This is a genomic window from Pseudomonas sp. EggHat1, assembly GCF_014892995.1.
GTDB lineage: Bacteria > Pseudomonadota > Gammaproteobacteria > Pseudomonadales > Pseudomonadaceae > Aquipseudomonas > Aquipseudomonas chaetocerotis.
On record NZ_JACKQK010000014.1, the window covers coordinates 100,924 to 117,199 of the forward strand.

15 protein-coding genes and 1 pseudogene are annotated in these 16,276 nt (G+C 63.3%); 12 read left to right on the plus strand and 4 right to left on the minus strand.

All coding sequences use genetic code 11. From position 1 onward, the window contains the following. Positions 1 to 36: 36 nt before the first annotated feature. The 9 genes and pseudogenes from INS93_RS20065 (at position 37) to INS93_RS20100 (ending at position 8,709) form a co-directional block, all read left to right on the plus strand. Complete coding sequence (locus INS93_RS20065; protein ID WP_192985162.1) at positions 37 to 315, plus strand: hypothetical protein; 279 nt, start codon at positions 37 to 39, stop codon at positions 313 to 315. After that, on the plus strand, positions 315 to 920 hold the full coding sequence (locus INS93_RS20070) for a flavin reductase family protein (RefSeq protein ID WP_160018173.1): 606 nt from the start codon (positions 315 to 317) through the stop codon (positions 918 to 920). The genes INS93_RS20065 and INS93_RS20070 overlap by 1 nt, the downstream gene beginning before the upstream one ends. 1,089 nt (positions 921 to 2,009) lie before the next feature. Next, positions 2,010 to 2,156, plus strand: a pseudogene (locus tag INS93_RS25145) (HAMP domain-containing protein); the annotation flags it as partial. Positions 2,157 to 2,297: 141 nt separating this feature from the next. Further along, entirely contained in the window at positions 2,298 to 3,014 is a 717-nt protein-coding gene (locus INS93_RS25150; RefSeq protein ID WP_420707333.1) for a methyl-accepting chemotaxis protein, read from the plus strand. 95 nt (positions 3,015 to 3,109) lie between these two features. After that, positions 3,110 to 4,027, plus strand: a complete 918-nt coding sequence (locus INS93_RS20080) for an AAA family ATPase (RefSeq protein ID WP_160018171.1) — start codon at positions 3,110 to 3,112, stop codon at positions 4,025 to 4,027. Continuing rightward, a complete protein-coding gene (locus tag INS93_RS20085) occupies positions 4,027 to 4,980 on the plus strand; it encodes a DUF58 domain-containing protein (RefSeq protein ID WP_192985166.1) in 954 nt (317 codons plus the stop codon). Before INS93_RS20080 ends, INS93_RS20085 begins: the two co-directional genes overlap by 1 nt. Continuing rightward, the gene (locus tag INS93_RS20090; protein WP_192985168.1) at positions 4,977 to 6,962 is read left to right on the plus strand and encodes a transglutaminase TgpA family protein; all 1,986 of its coding nucleotides are present in this window, start codon (positions 4,977 to 4,979) and stop codon (positions 6,960 to 6,962) included. The genes INS93_RS20085 and INS93_RS20090 overlap by 4 nt, the downstream gene beginning before the upstream one ends. 72 nt (positions 6,963 to 7,034) lie before the next feature. Further along, positions 7,035 to 7,805 carry a CHAD domain-containing protein gene (locus INS93_RS20095; protein WP_192985170.1) on the plus strand — a complete coding sequence of 257 codons (771 nt, stop codon included), beginning with the start codon at positions 7,035 to 7,037 and terminating at the stop codon, positions 7,803 to 7,805. 106 nt (positions 7,806 to 7,911) lie between these two features. Then, positions 7,912 to 8,709 (plus strand): acyl-CoA thioesterase, encoded by a 798-nt coding sequence (locus INS93_RS20100; RefSeq protein ID WP_192985172.1) that lies wholly within the window; start codon positions 7,912 to 7,914, stop codon positions 8,707 to 8,709. 1 nt (position 8,710) lies between these two features. Here the strand turns inward: INS93_RS20100 and INS93_RS20105 are convergent, their stop codons facing one another. The 3 genes from INS93_RS20105 to INS93_RS20115 form a co-directional block, all read right to left on the minus strand. Continuing rightward, complete coding sequence (locus tag INS93_RS20105) at positions 8,711 to 9,073, minus strand: Mpo1-like protein (RefSeq protein WP_192985174.1); 363 nt, start codon at positions 9,071 to 9,073, stop codon at positions 8,711 to 8,713. Positions 9,074 to 9,175: 102 nt separating this feature from the next. Continuing rightward, entirely contained in the window at positions 9,176 to 10,282 is a 1,107-nt protein-coding gene (locus INS93_RS20110; RefSeq protein WP_420707334.1) for a methyl-accepting chemotaxis protein, read from the minus strand. 441 nt (positions 10,283 to 10,723) lie between these two features. After that, on the minus strand, positions 10,724 to 11,551 hold the full coding sequence (locus INS93_RS20115; RefSeq protein WP_192985178.1) for a TatD family hydrolase: 828 nt from the start codon (positions 11,549 to 11,551) through the stop codon (positions 10,724 to 10,726). A 365-nt stretch (positions 11,552 to 11,916) separates the two neighbouring features. Here INS93_RS20115 and INS93_RS20120 point away from each other — a divergent pair, with 365 nt between their 5' ends. Then, the gene (locus INS93_RS20120) at positions 11,917 to 13,332 is read left to right on the plus strand and encodes a transglycosylase SLT domain-containing protein (protein WP_192985180.1); all 1,416 of its coding nucleotides are present in this window, start codon (positions 11,917 to 11,919) and stop codon (positions 13,330 to 13,332) included. Between the two features lie 105 nt (positions 13,333 to 13,437). After that, entirely contained in the window at positions 13,438 to 13,872 is a 435-nt protein-coding gene (locus INS93_RS20125; protein ID WP_192985182.1) for a DoxX family protein, read from the plus strand. 63 nt (positions 13,873 to 13,935) lie between these two features. Here INS93_RS20125 and INS93_RS20130 read toward each other — a convergent pair whose 3' ends face one another. Further along, on the minus strand, positions 13,936 to 14,871 hold the full coding sequence (locus INS93_RS20130; protein WP_192985184.1) for a LysR family transcriptional regulator: 936 nt from the start codon (positions 14,869 to 14,871) through the stop codon (positions 13,936 to 13,938). A 149-nt stretch (positions 14,872 to 15,020) separates the two neighbouring features. Between INS93_RS20130 and INS93_RS20135 the strand changes: the two genes are divergently transcribed. After that, entirely contained in the window at positions 15,021 to 16,250 is a 1,230-nt protein-coding gene (locus tag INS93_RS20135; RefSeq protein ID WP_074678699.1) for an acyl-CoA dehydrogenase, read from the plus strand. The last annotated feature ends 26 nt before the right edge of the window (positions 16,251 to 16,276 follow it).

Genomic DNA, 16,276 nt, shown 5'->3' on the forward strand with positions numbered 1-16,276 from the left:
CCAACCCGTAGTCAATCCGTTCGAGGAGTGTGGTCGATGAAACACTGGATCTGTTTGCCGCTGCTTGCGGTGGTGCTCACCGGCTGCGCCGGCAAGACCGTCTACCGTGATACCTGCGCCAATCAATTGGATGCCGCCTGGAAAGAACTGAGCATCGCCGAGGCCGAGGGCTTTGCCGGTACCGTGAGCTATTCCAAGGCACTTTCGTTGCTTACCGCTGCCAAGACCCAGCAGCAGTTCGAAGCCTATGAAGGCTGCACCAGCAAGGCTGAACGTGCGCGCTTCTACATCCGCGAATCGCGAGCGGGGCGTTGATGCAGCTCGACTTTTCCGATCTGAGCCCGCTCGAGGCTTATCGCTGGCTGGCTTCCAGTGTCACCCCGCGGCCCATCGCCTGGGTCTCGACCCGTTCTGCCGATGGCGTGGCGAACCTGGCGCCGTTCAGCTTCTTTCAGGTGATCAGTGACAACCCGCCGACCTTGCTGGTCAACGTCAACACCCGCGACGATGGCAGCCTCAAGGACAGCCTGCGCAATGCCCAGGCCAGCGGCGAACTGGCGATTCAACTGGTCAGTTTCGCTCAGGCCGAGGCGATGAACGCCAGCGCCGCGATCCTGCCCCATGAAGTCAGCGAGTTCGCCCACTGTGGCATCGCCAGCCAGCCGTGCGAGCGCATCGACGTCCCGCGAGTCGTTGGAGCCCCGGTGACCTTCGAATGCCGTGTGGCGCAAATCCAGCCCTATCCGGCGCAACGACCCAACTGCCATCTGATCTTCGCCGAAGTGCTGCTGGCGCATATCGATGATGCAGTGCTCAACGAGCAGGGGCGCATCGACCCGCTCAAACTCGACCTGGTGGGTCGCCTCGGTGGTAGTGCCTATTGCCGCACACGCGATCTTTTCCAGATGCAGCGGCCCTGAACCCGTTCTGAAAACGACGTCCAGTTAACTCTCCCGGCCATCTTGCTGTCTGCTGGCTTGTCGCCAGTAGTGCTGCGCTCCTATGTTCCAGATTTCGGGGCTGGCTGCAGTAGGCAGGGGGATGTCATGGGTGGCTCATTGAGCAAGCGGCTGGCCAGTCTGAGCACGACCAGCAAGTTGATGACGGGTTTTGCTCTGGTATTGATGTTGACCGCTCTGGTGGCTGTTACCGGTTTGCTGGCGTTGCGTGAAGTCAGTGCCGGTGCCGAATTGCAGCAGCGCATGAGCGCGCTTGGCGAGCAGGTGCTGCGTATGCGCCAGAGCGAGCAGACGTTCGCGTTGAGTGGCGACAGTCAGCACGCCGAGCGCCTGGCCGAACAGGCTGAGAGCATTTTGCAGACCGGGCAGGCACTGCAAGGTGAGCTCGATAGGGACACGGCCGCGATTCTGGCGCAGGTCGAGCCTGCACTGGCCGACTACCGCAGCGCCTTTGCCCGCTACGTTGAACTCACCGACAACATGCAGCTGTCCTTGCAGGCTGCCGACTGGCTGGTGGTCAGTGCGGCCAACAGTCTGGATCTGCTGCAGGAAGGGCTGGCGGAAGACGGCGTCGACCTGCTCAAGAGCTCCCAAGGCGAGCAGGGCGGCGATTCGGTTCTGCAGGCCGGCACGGTCGGCAAGATTCATCAATTGCTGTTGCAGGCGCTGGATCAGGCTCGCCAGCGCCTGGAGGCTAGCCGGCGTAGCGATAGCAGCGAGCAGGCGGAAATTGCCCAGGCCGGTGAAGCGCAAGCCATGGCTGCGGAGTTGCGCGATGCGCTGGACGATCCCGGTTATGCTGCGGTGCTCGGCGAGGTGGTGGTCAACGTCGACTCCTTCAACGAGCGCCTGAAGGAATACGCCACCCAGTTGCAGCAACAGAAGCAGGTTTACGGGCAACTGATTGCTCAGGTCGAGCACCTGCTGCAGCAGGTCGAGCTGGCTCTGGACACGCAACGTCAGGTCATGCGCGCCGAGCGCCAGGCCAGCAGCGGTCTGATCATCGTGGCCGCGGCCCTGGCGCTGCTGTTCGGTCTTGGCGCGGCGATCATGATCAGTCTGGCCATCGTGCGTCCGCTCAAACGGGTGATCGGCCTCGCCGAATCCATTGCCAGTGGCGACCTCAGCGTGCACATCGAACAGGATCGGCGCGATGAAATCGGTCAACTGCTGGCTGCCATGCAAGGCATGTCCGCCAACCTGAGAGATATGGTTGGCCGCCTGCAGGGCGGTGTGGCGCAGATATCCAGCTCCGCCCAGAGCCTTTCGACAACTGCCGAGCAGACGCGCCAGGGCGTCAATGGCCAGAAGCTGGAGACCGATCAGGTCGCCACCGCCATGAGCCAGATGACGGCCACGGTGCACGAGGTGGCGCGCAATGCCGAGGCAGCAGCGGCTTCCACCGAGCGGGCTGACCAGCGTGTCGGTGTCGGCAGTCAGGTGGTGCGCCAGACCCTGCAGCGTATCGAGCAACTGGCCCGCGCGATGGACGCCACTACCGAGAGCATTCAGCGCCTGAGTCAGGACACTCAGCGCATCGATGCAGTGCTCGACGTGATCAAGAGCGTTGCCGAGCAGACCAACCTGCTGGCGCTCAACGCGGCCATCGAGGCGGCGCGCGCGGGAGAACAGGGGCGCGGTTTTGCGGTGGTTGCCGATGAGGTACGGGCACTGGCAAAACGCACTCAGCAATCCACGGCGGAAATCGAGTCGCTGATCGCGGCCTTGCGTGAAGGTAGCCGCCGCGCCGTGACCGACATGGAGCAGAGCGCCAGCCTGGTGAACCTGACGGTTGGCGACGCCAACCAGACCGAAGGCGCCTTGGCGGCCATTGCCGAGGCGGTGGGCCTTATCTCGGAGATGAACCAGCAGATCGCTGCGGCAGCCGAGCAGCAGACCGCCGTGGCCGAGGAAATCAACCGCAGCGTCACCTCGATTCGCGATATCGCCGATCAGTCAGCCACGGCCATGGACGAAACCGCTGCCTCGAGCATCCAGCTGGCTGAGCTGGGGCGTGACCTGCAGGGTATGGCAGGGCACTTTCGCCTGACATAGCGTCTGTCCTCACAGTTTCGTGAGTAAACTTTGCATAGAGCTATGCCACGCCCCGGCGCCCCAGTAGCATCGACGTTCTGCATAAGGAGCGAACGATGCGAACCAAACTGGACACCTGTCTCGACTCGGTCAATCAGGTATTGCTGGGCAAAGAGGCGCAGGTGCGTCTGGCGCTGACCTGCCTGCTGGCGCGTGGTCACCTGTTGATCGAAGACCTGCCGGGCATGGGCAAGACGACCCTCAGTCATGCCCTGGCGCGGGTGCTGGGGCTGAGCTTCCAGCGCATCCAGTTCACCTCCGATCTGCTGCCGGGCGACATTCTTGGCACCTCGGTGTTCGACAAGGACAGCGGGCAGTTCGTCTTTCATCCGGGGCCGATTTTCGCCGAGCTGGTGTTGGCCGATGAAATCAACCGTGCCACGCCGAAGAGTCAGAGCGCGCTGCTCGAGGCCATGGAAGAGGGGCAGGTGACCATCGAGGGCGCGACCCGACCGCTGCCCGAGCCATTCTTCGTCATCGCGACGCAGAACCCGGTCAGCAGTGGCGGCACCTTCGCCTTGCCCGAATCCCAGCTTGATCGTTTTCTCATGCGCCTGTCGCTGGGCTATCCGGCGCAAGCTGCGGAACGGGCGTTGTTGCTGGGCGATGCCCGACGCGATCTGTTGCCGCGCATGGAATCCATTCTTGACCATGCCGAACTGGCCCGTCTGCAGGCGCAAGTGCCCAAGGTGCGTGCCAGCGATGCGCTGATCGACTATGTGCTGCGCCTGGTCGAGGCGACGCGCAGCCAGCCGCAGTTCGCCTGGGGCTTGTCGCCGCGCGCCAGTCTGGCGTTGCTTGCTGCTGCACGGGCCTGGGCCTTGCTGGCCGAACGTGATTACGTCATTCCTGAAGACGTGCAAGCTGTGCTGCCGTCGGTGGTGGGGCATCGCCTGCGCGAGCGCGCTGATCCCACCGGTCACGGTGGCGGCAGTCTGGTGCAATGGCTGCTGCGCGAAGTGCCGGCGCTCTGATGCGTGCATCGCTGAAGCCGCTCTGGCGGCGCTGGTTGGCCAGGCGCATTCCGCCAGCGGCCAGCGTGCGCCTGAATCAGCGGCGCATTTTCATTCTGCCCAGCCGGGTAGGTGCAGTCTTTGCCGTGGCCCTGCTGCTGATGTTGCTGGTGGGTATCAATTACCAGAACAGCCTGGCCTACGGGCTGACCTTCCTGCTGGTGTCGGTGTTCGTCGTCACCATCTTGCATACCTACCGCAACCTGGCCGGGTTGGTGCTCAAGGCCGGTGGCGGTGGTGCGGTGTTCGTCGGCGAGCATGCGCGTTTTCGCGTACGCCTGGAGAGCCCCGAGCGTGAGCGCCAGGCCGTGGCACTGGGCTGGCCACCGTCTGATCTGGTGGTGCGCGACGTGCCGCGCCAGGGGCAGACCGAAGTGGATCTGAGTCAGCCAGCCGTACGGCGTGGCTGGCTACGGCCCGAGCGTCTGCGGGTGGAGAGTCGTTTCCCTCTGGGCTTGCTGGTGGCCTGGAGCTGGGTCGATCTGGATCAGGCTGTGCTGGTTTACCCGCGGCCGCTGGAGGGGGAACTGCCCTTGTCGGCGGGCCTGGGCGACGAGGAGGAAGAGGGCATGCGTGCCCGCGGCCAGGGCGCCGATGATTTCCAGGGCCTGCGCGAGTATCAGCCAGGCGACTCGAAACGGCGTCTGGACTGGAAGGCCTACTCACGTGGCCAGGGCCTGCTGGTCAAGGATTTCGCCATGCTCAGCGGCCGCGATCTATGGCTGGACTTCGACAGCCTGGGTGGCGACAGCGAACAGCGTTTGTCGCTGCTCTGCCACTGGGTGCTGCAGTTCACCGAGCGGCAACAGGCGTTCGGCCTGCAACTGCCCGGGCAGGTGATCGCTCCCGATTATGGTGAAGGCCATCGCGATGTCTGCCTGCGTGCGTTGGCGTTGTTCGGAGCGCGTGCATGAGCAGCCTGCCGGGTATCCCGAGAATTGCCCTGACCTGGTTGCTGGTCGCCCAGGTGCTGGTGATCGTGCCGCATCTGGTGCATCTGCCGCTGTGGATGATCGCGTTATGGCTGGGCGCCGCCGGTTGGCGCGTGCAGATCTTTCGCATGCGTGCACGCTATCCCAATGGCTGGGCCAAAGGCGGCCTGGTATTGCTGGTGCTGGCTGGCATCCTGCTTTCGCGCGGCACCCTGGTGGGGCTGGATGCGGCGTCGGTGCTGCTGATCGCTACCTTCACCCTCAAGCTGCTGGAGATGCGTACGCGGCGTGATGCGCTGGTGCTGATCTTCCTGGGATTCTTCTGCGTGGTGACCGCCTATCTGTTCGAGGACGGCATTCTGGCCGCGCTCTACAGCCTGCTGCCGGTCACGGCGTTGCTGACCGCCCTGGTCGGCCTGCAGCACAGTGGTTTTGCCGAACGCCCCTGGCCGCCCCTGCGCCTGGCTGGTGGCTTGGTCCTGCAAGCGGTGCCGCTGATGCTTTTGCTGTTCGTGTTCTTTCCGCGCATGGGGCCGTTGTGGTCGCTGCCACTGCCTAACGACAAGGGCGTCACGGGGCTGTCGGACAGCATGGAGCCGGCTGATATCGCCGAGCTCAGTCGTTCCTCAGCGCTGGCCTTTCGCGCCAGTTTCGAGAGTGAAGTGCCGCCAAGAGGGCAACTATACTGGCGTGCTCTGACGTTGGAGCGCTTCGATGGCAGGCGCTGGTCGCAGTCCGGCTACGCTGATGTGCCCGTAGCGCCGCAGTGGAGCAAGGCCGGCGCGCCGCTCGATTACAACATCATCATGCAGCCCAGCGGCAAGCGTTGGCTGTACGCCCTGGATGTCGGCGAGATGGCGCAGGACAGCGGGCGGATGATGAACGACTTCCGTTGGCAACGGCTAAGACCGGTAGATCGGCCACTGCTGTACCAGGTGCGCTCCTGGCCAGAGGCCGCGCGGGAGGCGCAGGCCGAACCGCCAGGTATTCGTCAGGCGTTGCAATTGCCTCAGCAGGGCGACCCGCGCAGTCGCGTCTGGGCGGCTGAACTGAAGACGCAGTATCCGCAGGCTGACGCACTGGTGGCGGCAGTGCTGCAGCATTTCAATCGTGAACCCTACGTCTACACGTTGCGCCCGCAGCCTCTGGGCAGCGACAGCATCGACGATTTCCTGTTCAACACCCGGCGCGGTTTCTGCGCGCACTATGCCGGTGCCATGACCTTCGTGCTGCGGGCCGCAGGTATTCCCGCGCGGGTGGTCGCCGGTTATCAGGGCGGCGAGCTCAATCCCAATGGCAACTACATCCAGGTACGCCAGTTCGACGCCCATGCCTGGGTCGAGTACTGGCAGCCGGGCCGCGGCTGGCGCAGCGTCGATCCGACCTTTCAGGTAGCGCCGGAGCGTATCGAACAAGGGTTGGAAGAGGCCTTGACCGAGGAGGATGGCTTTCTTGATGACCAGCCTTTCTCACCGCTGCGCTACCGCGAGCTGGCCTGGCTCAATCAGCTGCGCATGAGCTGGGAGAATCTCAATTATGGCTGGCAGCGCTGGGTGCTGGGTTATCAGGGCGAGCAGCAGTTGAAACTGCTGCAGAACTGGTTCGGCAGCTTCGATTGGCAGCGTCTGGCGCTCGTGCTGGTGGGCACTGGAGCCCTTCTGATTGGCCTGCTGGCGTTGTGCTTGCTCAAGCCCTGGCAACAGCGGCCTGATCCGCAACGCCAGGCTTTTCGCAAGTTCGAGCGGCTGCTGGCGCGCCATGACGTGCGCCGAGAAGCGGGTGAGGGTGCACGCTCCTTCGCGTTGCGCGCGGCGCAGCAGTTGCCTGGGCAGGCGGCGCAGATCGAGACATTTGCCCGTTGCTTCGAGCAGCAGCGCTATGCTGGCGGGCCAGCTTCGCGTGACGCTCTGCGAAAGGCGTTGAGTGATTTGCGCAGCGCATTACCCTGGCGCCTGTCGCGATAGCGGTCATTGGTCACTTGTTTGAGTGGGGGCCGGGTTGTCAGCTTGATGCATCGTCGTTTGGGAGGATCGAGCATGAGCGATTTCATCGAACATTGTTTGGGGCGTGTCCTGGCTCTGCAGGTGCGGCTGTATGCCTGCCAGGCGCGGTTGGCCGACTGCACTGACACCGAGGCCTTGCACGACCTGCGCATTGCCTTGCGGCAATTGCGCAGCCTGTTGCGTCCGTTGCGCGGTTTGCCGGCGGTGGATGCTCTGGAGCAGGGAGCCGCGGTGTTGGGCCGCCTCAGCGGACCGCTGCGTGACCGTGAGGTGTTGGTGGCCGAGTTGGCGCGCCTGGACCTGGTCCATCTGGCGCCTGCCGATGAGACCCAGCGCGCCGCAGGTTACGCTGCCATTGCCAGCAGCCGTGAGTTGGCGGACCTGATGCTGTTGCTCGACGGCTGGCCAGCGAATTGGCGTGAAGCGGCCAGGCAAGGCCAATTGAATGACGTGGACAAGCGCATCCGGCGTCGTTTGCGACGCCAGCAAAGACAACTGGCCCGCGCGTTGCGCGATCCGGCGCATGACCGCCATCGCCTGCGCCTGCTGATCAAACGTGTGCGCTACGCCGCTGAAACCTACCCGGCACAAAGTCGTTTGAGCAAGGCGGCGCAACTCAGGCTCAAACGTGCGCAAAGCGCCTTGGGCGACTGGCACGATCATCTGCAATGGCTGGCGCAGGCCGATGCACAGGCGTCGCTGAACCCTTGCCGGGCAATCTGGCTGCAGGCTCAGCAGGCCGCTGAGCAACGCGCTGATGGAGCCCTGCTGGCACTGTATGGCGATTTTCCCAGCGTGGAATAAGGCGACATTTTCGCCGCAAATATGACCGAATAGGCGCCCTTGCAGACTATCGTTCAGTTGCCACCATCCCCTAAGATCGTCGCCATCGATGAATGCCGAGGTGCGTATGATCTTTTCCGAAATGCTCGAAGCGGTGCGCCGCGATCCCGATGCCGTGGTGATTCCGGCTGAATGGGGGCAGGGCCGCGCCAGTTTCGGCGGCCTGGTGGCGGCACTGGCGTTCGAGGCCATGCGCGCCAGGGTGCCGCAGGAGCGGCCGGTGCGCTCGCTGGCCATCACCTTCGTCGGACCAGTGGCGCCGGATGTTCCTGTCAGTTTCCAGGCCGAGGTGCTGCGCGAGGGCAAGGCGGTCAGCCAGATGTCCCTGCGTGCAGTTCAGGATGGCCAGGTGGTGACCGTTGTGCAGGGCAGCTTTGGCGCGTCGCGTTCTTCGGCGATTGCCGTGGAGGCACTTGCCGCGCCGCAGATCACGCCAGTCGAGCAGTGCCAGGAGTTGCCCTACGTGCGCAACGTAACGCCGGAGTTCACACGCTTTCTGGCCATGCGTTGGGGGATTGGCGGCATGCCCTTCAGCAACACGCCCTCGCGGCAGATGGGCGGCTGGGTGCGCTTGCGCGGTGAGCGCGAGCCACAGGCGCTCAGCGAGGCGCATGTGCTGGCACTGGTCGATGCCTGGCCGCCAGCGGTATTGCCGTATCTGAAAAGCCCTGCGCCGGGCAGCTCGCTGACCTGGACCATCGAGTTCGTCCAGCCGCTACACACCCTCAACAGTGAAGACTGGTGCCTGTATCGCGCGGACATCGAGCATGCCCGCGACGGTTACGGGCATGTGGCGGCGGCGATGTGGACACCTGCAGGCGAGCTGATCGCCTTGAGCCGGCAGACCGTGACCGTCTTTGCCTGATTCAGTGGCGCCGGTGTTGGCGCCAGGCGCGCCACCACGCGCCGCTGAAAAGAAAGCGCGGGAACGTCACGCACTGCTCCAGCAGGAGGCGCTTCAGCGCATCGCCCTTGCTGGCGAAGGGCTCAGCAGGTTGTTGTTCCAGTCTGTGGCCGTGAGCTTGCAGCGCCAGGGCGGCGATCAGGCCGATGCTGCCCAGTGCCAACGGCACGAACCGCAGATTCCACAGGCCGATCAGCAGCAGTATCAGCGACAGCAGAAAGAGCGGCACGGCGATCAGGTGCAGCAGCAGATTGGTGGGATGCCGATGCTGGCTGGCGTAATGGCGCCATTGCCAGGCCAGCAGGTTGGGGTGACGTTTGCTCATGGCACGCTCCTCGACTCGATGAAGCGAGTCTAGGAGCGCCGCCCATACAGAGCGAATTGCTCCTGGCTATGGCGCAGATAGGCTTATGTCTAAACGGCGCCGTTATAGGCGCAACTGGCGGATGGCCTTGTTCAGCTCGCCTGCCAGCTGGGCGAGTTGCTGACTGGTGGCGGCCGACTCGAGGGTTTGCCCGACGGTCTGTTCGGTGACGTCACGGATGCCCACCACCGAGCGGCTCATCTCTTCGGCCACCTGGCTCTGCTGCGTGGCGGCCACGGCGATCTGCGTATTGCTGTCGCGCATCAGCGCCACGGCAGCGGTGATCGCCGCCAGTGATTCGCCGGCTTCTTGCGCCAGTTGCACGCAGTGGTTGGCGTTCTCCGAGCTTTCGCGCATGAACTCCACCGCGTCACGGGTACCACCTTGCAGGTTGCCGATCATCTGGGTGATTTCGTCGGTGGAGTCCTGCACGCGTTTGGCCAGGTTGCGCACTTCGTCGGCGACCACGGCGAAGCCGCGACCCATTTCGCCGGCGCGGGCGGCCTCGATAGCGGCGTTGAGGGCGAGCAGGTTGGTCTGCTCGGCAATGCCATGAATCACGCCGACCACGCGGCTGATGTGTTGGCTGTCTTCAGCCAGGCGCTCGATGCTGGCGGCGCTTTGGCGCACGCCTTGCGACAGGGCCGCGATGGATTGCTCGACCCGTTCGACCACCTGCTGACCGGCGCGGGCCAGCTGGTCGGCAGTGAGCGACTGGTCGCGGGTGGTGCCAGCGTGATCGGCAATATGCTGAACGGTCGCCGACATCTCGTTGATCGCGGTAGCGGTCTGATCGGTTTCGCTCTGCTGGCTGAGCATGCCCTGGCGTACGGATCCCATGCGCTGGGCCATGTCGCGGGTACTGCAGTCCAGTTCGCTGGCCACCTGGCCGACGGTACCGACCACACGCTGATAGCCGGCCTGCATGGCATTGAAGGCGGCGGCCATCTGGCCGACCTCGTCACGGCTGTCCAGCGGCACGCGCAGGGACAGGTCACCGCTGCGTTCGGCCTGCAGCATCACATCCTTGAGGGTGTTGAGGTGGCTCAAGAGAAAGCGGATCAACAGCTGCGAGGCAGCCAGCAGCAACAGCATCAACACGGCGACTGCGGCGGCATAGGTCAGCGCGTGCTGGGCGAACAGGTCGAGCAGGCTGGGCGCGCGCGCCATGATCGCCAGGGTGCGCCCATCGCTGAGGGTGACGCGCTGCGCGCCGATCACCGGCGAGTCGCCGAACCGGGCGTCATGCTTCACTGCCTGCCAGCCACTGGCGTCGGGGCCACCTTGAGCGCCTGGCAGGCTGCCGTTGCCCACCTGGATGTTGCTCGAACTGGGCAGTGCCGCCTGCTGCGGCCACTGCTGGAGCAGGCGCGCCTGCGCGATTGCAGCCTGCCTGGCATCGGCACTGCGTGCCTGCTGCTCGGTATGCAGGGCGAACAGCACCAGCATCAGGCTGATGACGAAGGCCACGGCATTGACCGCCCAGAATTTGTACTTGAGAGAAAGATCGCTGATCCAGGCGCCCATGCTGTGATTGTCCGTCTCGTTGCGTTCACTATTGGCTAAGTGCCATCAGTATGCCGTGGAAAGCAACCAGAGTCTTGACGTCAATCAATACTCTGGTGAGGCTTCATCCAGTATGGCCGGCATCTGGAAGAACCTCCTGGCACAGGCTGTGGTTTGCGCTGCCAGCGCTTCTTCGCTCTGTCTGCGGTGTAACGCCACCTCGCGCAGGACCTCACCGAGAAAGGCGGGCTCGTTCCGCCCGCTCCTGGGCTTGGGTCGCAGAGTGCGCGGCAGCAGGAAGGGCGCATCGGTCTCCAGCATCAGGCGCTCGCCGGGGATGTCCTTGAGCAGCGGATGCAGATGCGTACCGCGACGTTCGTCGCAGACCCATCCGGTGATGCCGATATGCAGGTCGAGATCGAGGTAGGCATAGAGTGCAGAGCGTTCGCCGGTGAAGCAGTGCACCACCGCTGCGGGTAACTGATCGCGATAGCTGCGCAGGATCTCCAGCAGGCGCTGGCTGGCTTCGCGTTCATGAAGAAACACCGGCATCTGCAACTCGACGGCAAGTGCCAGTTGTTCTTCCAGGGCTTTTTCCTGTGCCGGGCGTGGCGAGAAATCACGATCGAAGTCCAGCCCGCATTCACCCACGGCGCGCACTTGCGGTTGCGCCAGTAGCGCTTTGAGGGCATCGCTGCTGGCGCCGCTCCACGAACTGGCATCGTGCGGATGGACCCCGGCGGTGCTGAACAGGCGCTGGCCGCTGCTATCCAGCTGTCGGCAGAGTGCGAGGCTCGCCTCGCTTTCATTCAGACTGGTGCCGGTCAGCACCAGCTGACACACGCCGGCTGCATAGGCGCGTTCGAGCAGCGCCTCGGCCTGCACCGCGAGGCTGGGGTGGGTGAGATTGACGGCAATATCGATGAGTTGCATGGTGCCACCTGTTTAACGCGAGTGGGGCAGAATAGCAGATGGTCTCCGTTCGTCAGGAAGTCGATTTAAAACAATAAGTTGTTCGCTGTTTTTAAGGTTGATGCAAGGTTATGGGGTGGCGCGGCAGCATTCGGCTGTGCCAATCTCCGCGCCCCGCCGACCTCGCGAACTTGTCTGGCGGGTTTACGGTCGGTAACCGTCTGTCGTGCATCGGCGCACAGCAGCCCACCAAGGGGCGCCTCTAAAAACGTAGGCGACGACTGCATGGATGCAGGAGGTAGAGCGACGCAGGAAGCCAAAGCCGAGGTAGTTTTTAGAGGTGCCCCGAGAGGCTTCGGCGGCCTACCGCCTTCCCTGGAGAGTCGATGTCGCGATTGCTGCTGATCCTGTGCCTGCTGGCTGCGCTGCCGATGTCGGTCAGTGCGCGCGTGGCCGGCCCGTCTGAGGTCGGTAGCCAGGCCCGCAGCGCCCGTGATCTGCCGGCGATTCGCAGCAGTGGCGAACTGCGGGTGCTGGTCAATCAGAGCCGAAACAGTTCGGGTTCGGTCAAGGGGCAGAGCATCGGCGTCGAGTACCACCGCTTACGCGCGTTCGAGCAGTACCTCAACCGCAACTCCCGGGATGGTCGCAGCCTCAGGCTGAAAATCATCCCCAAAGCCAAGGACCAGCTGCTTGGCGCATTGCAGCGCGGCGAGGGCGATCTGGTCGCGCCTGGCGAACTGCTCAATGTACGCACTGGGCACGATGTCAGTGCCAGCACGGCGATTCGCCGTGAAGTGCCGCTGGTATTGGTGTCGAAACAGGGCAACCGACATTACCGCAGCCTTGAACAGCTGGCCGGCCGCAGTCTTTCATTGCCCGCGGGCAGTGCGGTGGGAGAGGCACTGCGATTGATCAACCAGCAGCTGGCCGATCGTAAACTGCCGCCCATCGTGGTCGAGTGGGTAGACCCCAGCCTGGCGGTCGAAGACGTACTGGAAATGGTCCAGGCCGGCATCTTCGAGCGTACTGCGGTAGAGCTGCCGATAGCCGAGCGCTGGGCCAAGGTGATGCCCAAGCTGCGCGTCGACAGGCACCTGATCCTGGCGCGCGATGGCGACATGAAATGGTTCGTGCGCCCCGATGCGCCGATGCTGCGTGCCAGCATCGACCGTTTCTTCAGCAGCTATGAGAGCCCGGCCGACCAGGATGTGGCGTTCCAGCGTGTCTATCGCCGTCTATATAAGGTGCATTCGCCACTGGGGCGCACTGAACGACAGCGCCTGGAGAAGGTACGCCCGGTTCTGCAGCAGCATGCCGAGCAGCAGGGTTTCGATTGGCTGATGCTGGCTGCGCTGGCATTCAAGGAATCGACGTTGAACCCATCGGCGCGCGGCGCCAGCGGCGCGACCGGGCTGATGCAGATCACCCCGGCAGCGGCGCGTAGCGTCGGCGTGAGCAACATCCAGAACCTTGACGGTAACGTCCGGGCCAGCAGCAAGTACCTGGCGATGATCCGCCGCAATTTCTTCAACAGCCCGCAGCTCAACGAACGCGAACGCATGGCGTTCATCCTGGCGGGCTACAACCTGGGGCCGCAACGGGTGCAGAGCCTACGTGCCGAGGCACGCAGACGTGGCCTCAATCCCAATCAGTGGTTCTTCCAGGTCGAGCGTGTGGCCATGGAGCAGATGGGCATGGGCGTGGTGAGTTATGTGAATGCGGTGAATAAGTACTACCTTGCTTATGACCGTGAGCGCTATCTGCTCGAACCGCAGGAACGGCGTCTGACGGCTCAATAGTTATTTATTTTATCGATATCAATTAGCGGTATTTTGCTGTTTTTTTATCGAAAAAATTGGCTATTCTGTGCGCCATCAACTCCCACACACCAAGGAAGCGCTGCAATGAACAACCTGATCAAGAGCATCACCGCCACCCAGGCGAGCTTCGGCATCACCATTTTGCGTATCGTCGCCGGCATCACCTTCGCCGCCCATGGCGCGCAGAAGCTGTTTGGCTGGTTCGGTGGGTATGGCCTGGCTGGCGTGGCGCAGTGGATGGAGAGCATCGGCCTGGCCCCGGGCTACCTGATGGCACTGGCAGCCGGTAGCGCCGAATTTTTCGGCGGTGTGGCGTTGATCATCGGTCTGCTGGTGCGTCCGGCAGCGGCGGTGCTGGCGGTGACCATGCTGGTGGCTATCTTCACCGTGCACTTCGCCAACGGTTTCTTCATGAGCAACAACGGTTACGAGTTCGCCCTGGCTCTGCTGGCCATCAGCGTAGCGCTGGTGTTCGAAGGCGCTGGCAAGCTGTCGATCGATAGTAAACTCGCCCGCTGATTCAATCCGGCAACAACGAGAAGGCCCGCACACGCGGGCCTTCTTGCGTTCTGTTGCGAACTATCAGGCCGTGGCAGCTTGCTCGGCTTTTTTCTCCTGCGCGGCGACTTGCTGTGCCAGCTCGATCATCTGCTCGCGCATCCAGCGGTTGGCCGGGTCCTGATCGGTGCTTTCGTGCCAGTACAGGTGAGTTTCCAGGGCCGGCACATCACCGACCGGCAGGGCCACATGATGCAGGTTGTGGCGGCGGGCGAAGCGCTCCGGCACGGTCATCACCATGTCGGTCTGCTGCAACACGCTACCGGCCATCAGGTAGTGCTGCGAGCGCAGGGCAATCTTGCGCTGGATGCCCATCTTGCCCAGGGCCAGATCCACATAGCCGAGGCCACTGCGGCGGCTGGAGATATGGATATGGCTCAGCGACAGGTATTCGTCGAGGCTGATCTTTTCCTTGGCCAGTGGATGCCCCTGACGCATGGCGCAGACGTAACGATCATCCAGCAACTTGACGTGACGAACCTGCGGGTCGGTATTGAGTGGCGCGTCGACGGCAAAATCGAGACGGCCGGCGGCCAGTTCCTTGGTGGTTTCGCGGCGCTTGGCCAGGAAGCTCTCGATGCATACGCTCGGCGCCAGGCGACGCAGGCGCTGGAACAGCGGTGGCAGGAGGATTTGCTCCGACAGGTCGGTCATGCTGATGCGGTAGGTCTTGCCGGCCTGCTGCGGGTTGAACGTTCGGCTTTCCTGCACTGAAACGCGCAGCAACTGCAGGGCGTTGCGCACCGGGCCGATGATGTTCTGCGCCATCGGCGTCGGCACCATACCCTGGGCGGTACGCACGAACAGTGGATCGTTGAAGGTTTCGCGCAGACGGGCGAGGGCGTTGGAAACTGCGGGTTGGGTGATGCCGACGATCTGCCCGGCACGGGTCAGGTTGGCCTCGGTGTAGATGGCGTCGAAGACGATGAAGAGGTTCAGATCCACCTTGGTCAGGTTCATGCCGGCAGTGCTCCAGGGGGCGTCGATATCAATCGATCATATATCGGTTATGAATGTTCATACACACTGAAAATAGGTTAGATAAATCTTAAGCGCTGTTCTAGCATCATTTCCACAACCTCTCACCCTTTATCAAAACAGGTAATTCCATGGATTTCGCCTATTCCCCGAAGGTTCAAGAGCTGCGTGAACGTGTCAGCGCATTCATGGAAGCGCACGTCTATCCGGCCGAAGCGGTATTCGAGCAGCAGGTGGCTGAGGGTGATCGCTGGCAGCCGACCGCGATCATGGAAGAGCTGAAGAGCAAGGCCAAAGCCGAAGGCCTGTGGAACCTGTTTCTGCCCGAGTCCGACTACGGTGCCGGCCTGACCAACACCGAATACGCGCCGCTGGCGGAGATCATGGGGCGCTCGCTGATCGGCCCCGAGCCGTTCAACTGCGCCGCGCCGGATACCGGCAACATGGAAGTGCTGGTGCGCTACGGCAACGAGGCGCAGAAGCAGCAATGGCTTGAACCGCTGCTGTCCGGGGAGATTCGCTCCGCCTTTGCCATGACCGAGCCGGGCGTGGCCTCCAGCGACGCCACCAACATGCAGGCCAATGCTCGCCGCGAGGGCGATGAGTGGGTGATCAACGGCCGCAAGTGGTGGACCTCCGGTGCCTGCGACCCGCGCTGCAAGGTGATGATCTTCATGGGCCTGACCAACCCGGATGCGCCGCGCCACCAGCAGCATTCGATGATTCTGGTGCCGATGGATGCGCCAGGCGTCACCGTACTGCGCCCGTTGCCGGTGTTCGGCTACGACGACGCGCCGCATGGCCATGCCGAAGTGTTGTTCGAGAACGTGCGCGTGCCCTACGAGAGCGTGCTGCTGGGCGAAGGGCGTGGCTTCGAGATCGCCCAGGGGCGCCTCGGCCCGGGCCGTATCCACCATTGCATGCGTTCGATCGGCATGGCTGAACGCGCCCTGGAGCTGATGTGCAAACGTGCCGTTTCGCGCACCGCCTTTGGCAAGCCGCTGGCGCGCCTGGGTGGCAATATCGATCACATCGCCGATTCGCGCATGGAGATCAACCAGGCACGCCTGTTGACCCTGAACGCGGCTTACATGATGGACACAGTGGGCAACAAGATCGCCGCCAGCGAAATTGCCCAGATCAAGGTGGTGGCGCCCAACGTGGCGCTCAAGGTGATCGACCGTGCGATCCAGATGCACGGCGGAGCGGGCGTTTCCAACGACTTCCCGCTGGCCTACTGGTACGCCATGCAGCGCACCCTGCGCCTGGCCGACGGCCCGGACGAGGTGCACCGTGCAGCCATCGGCAAGTTCGAGATTGGCAAGTACGTGCCGCGCGATGTGATGAAAGCCAGCCGCTGATCCCGTAAGCCAAAGCAAAGAGGCCC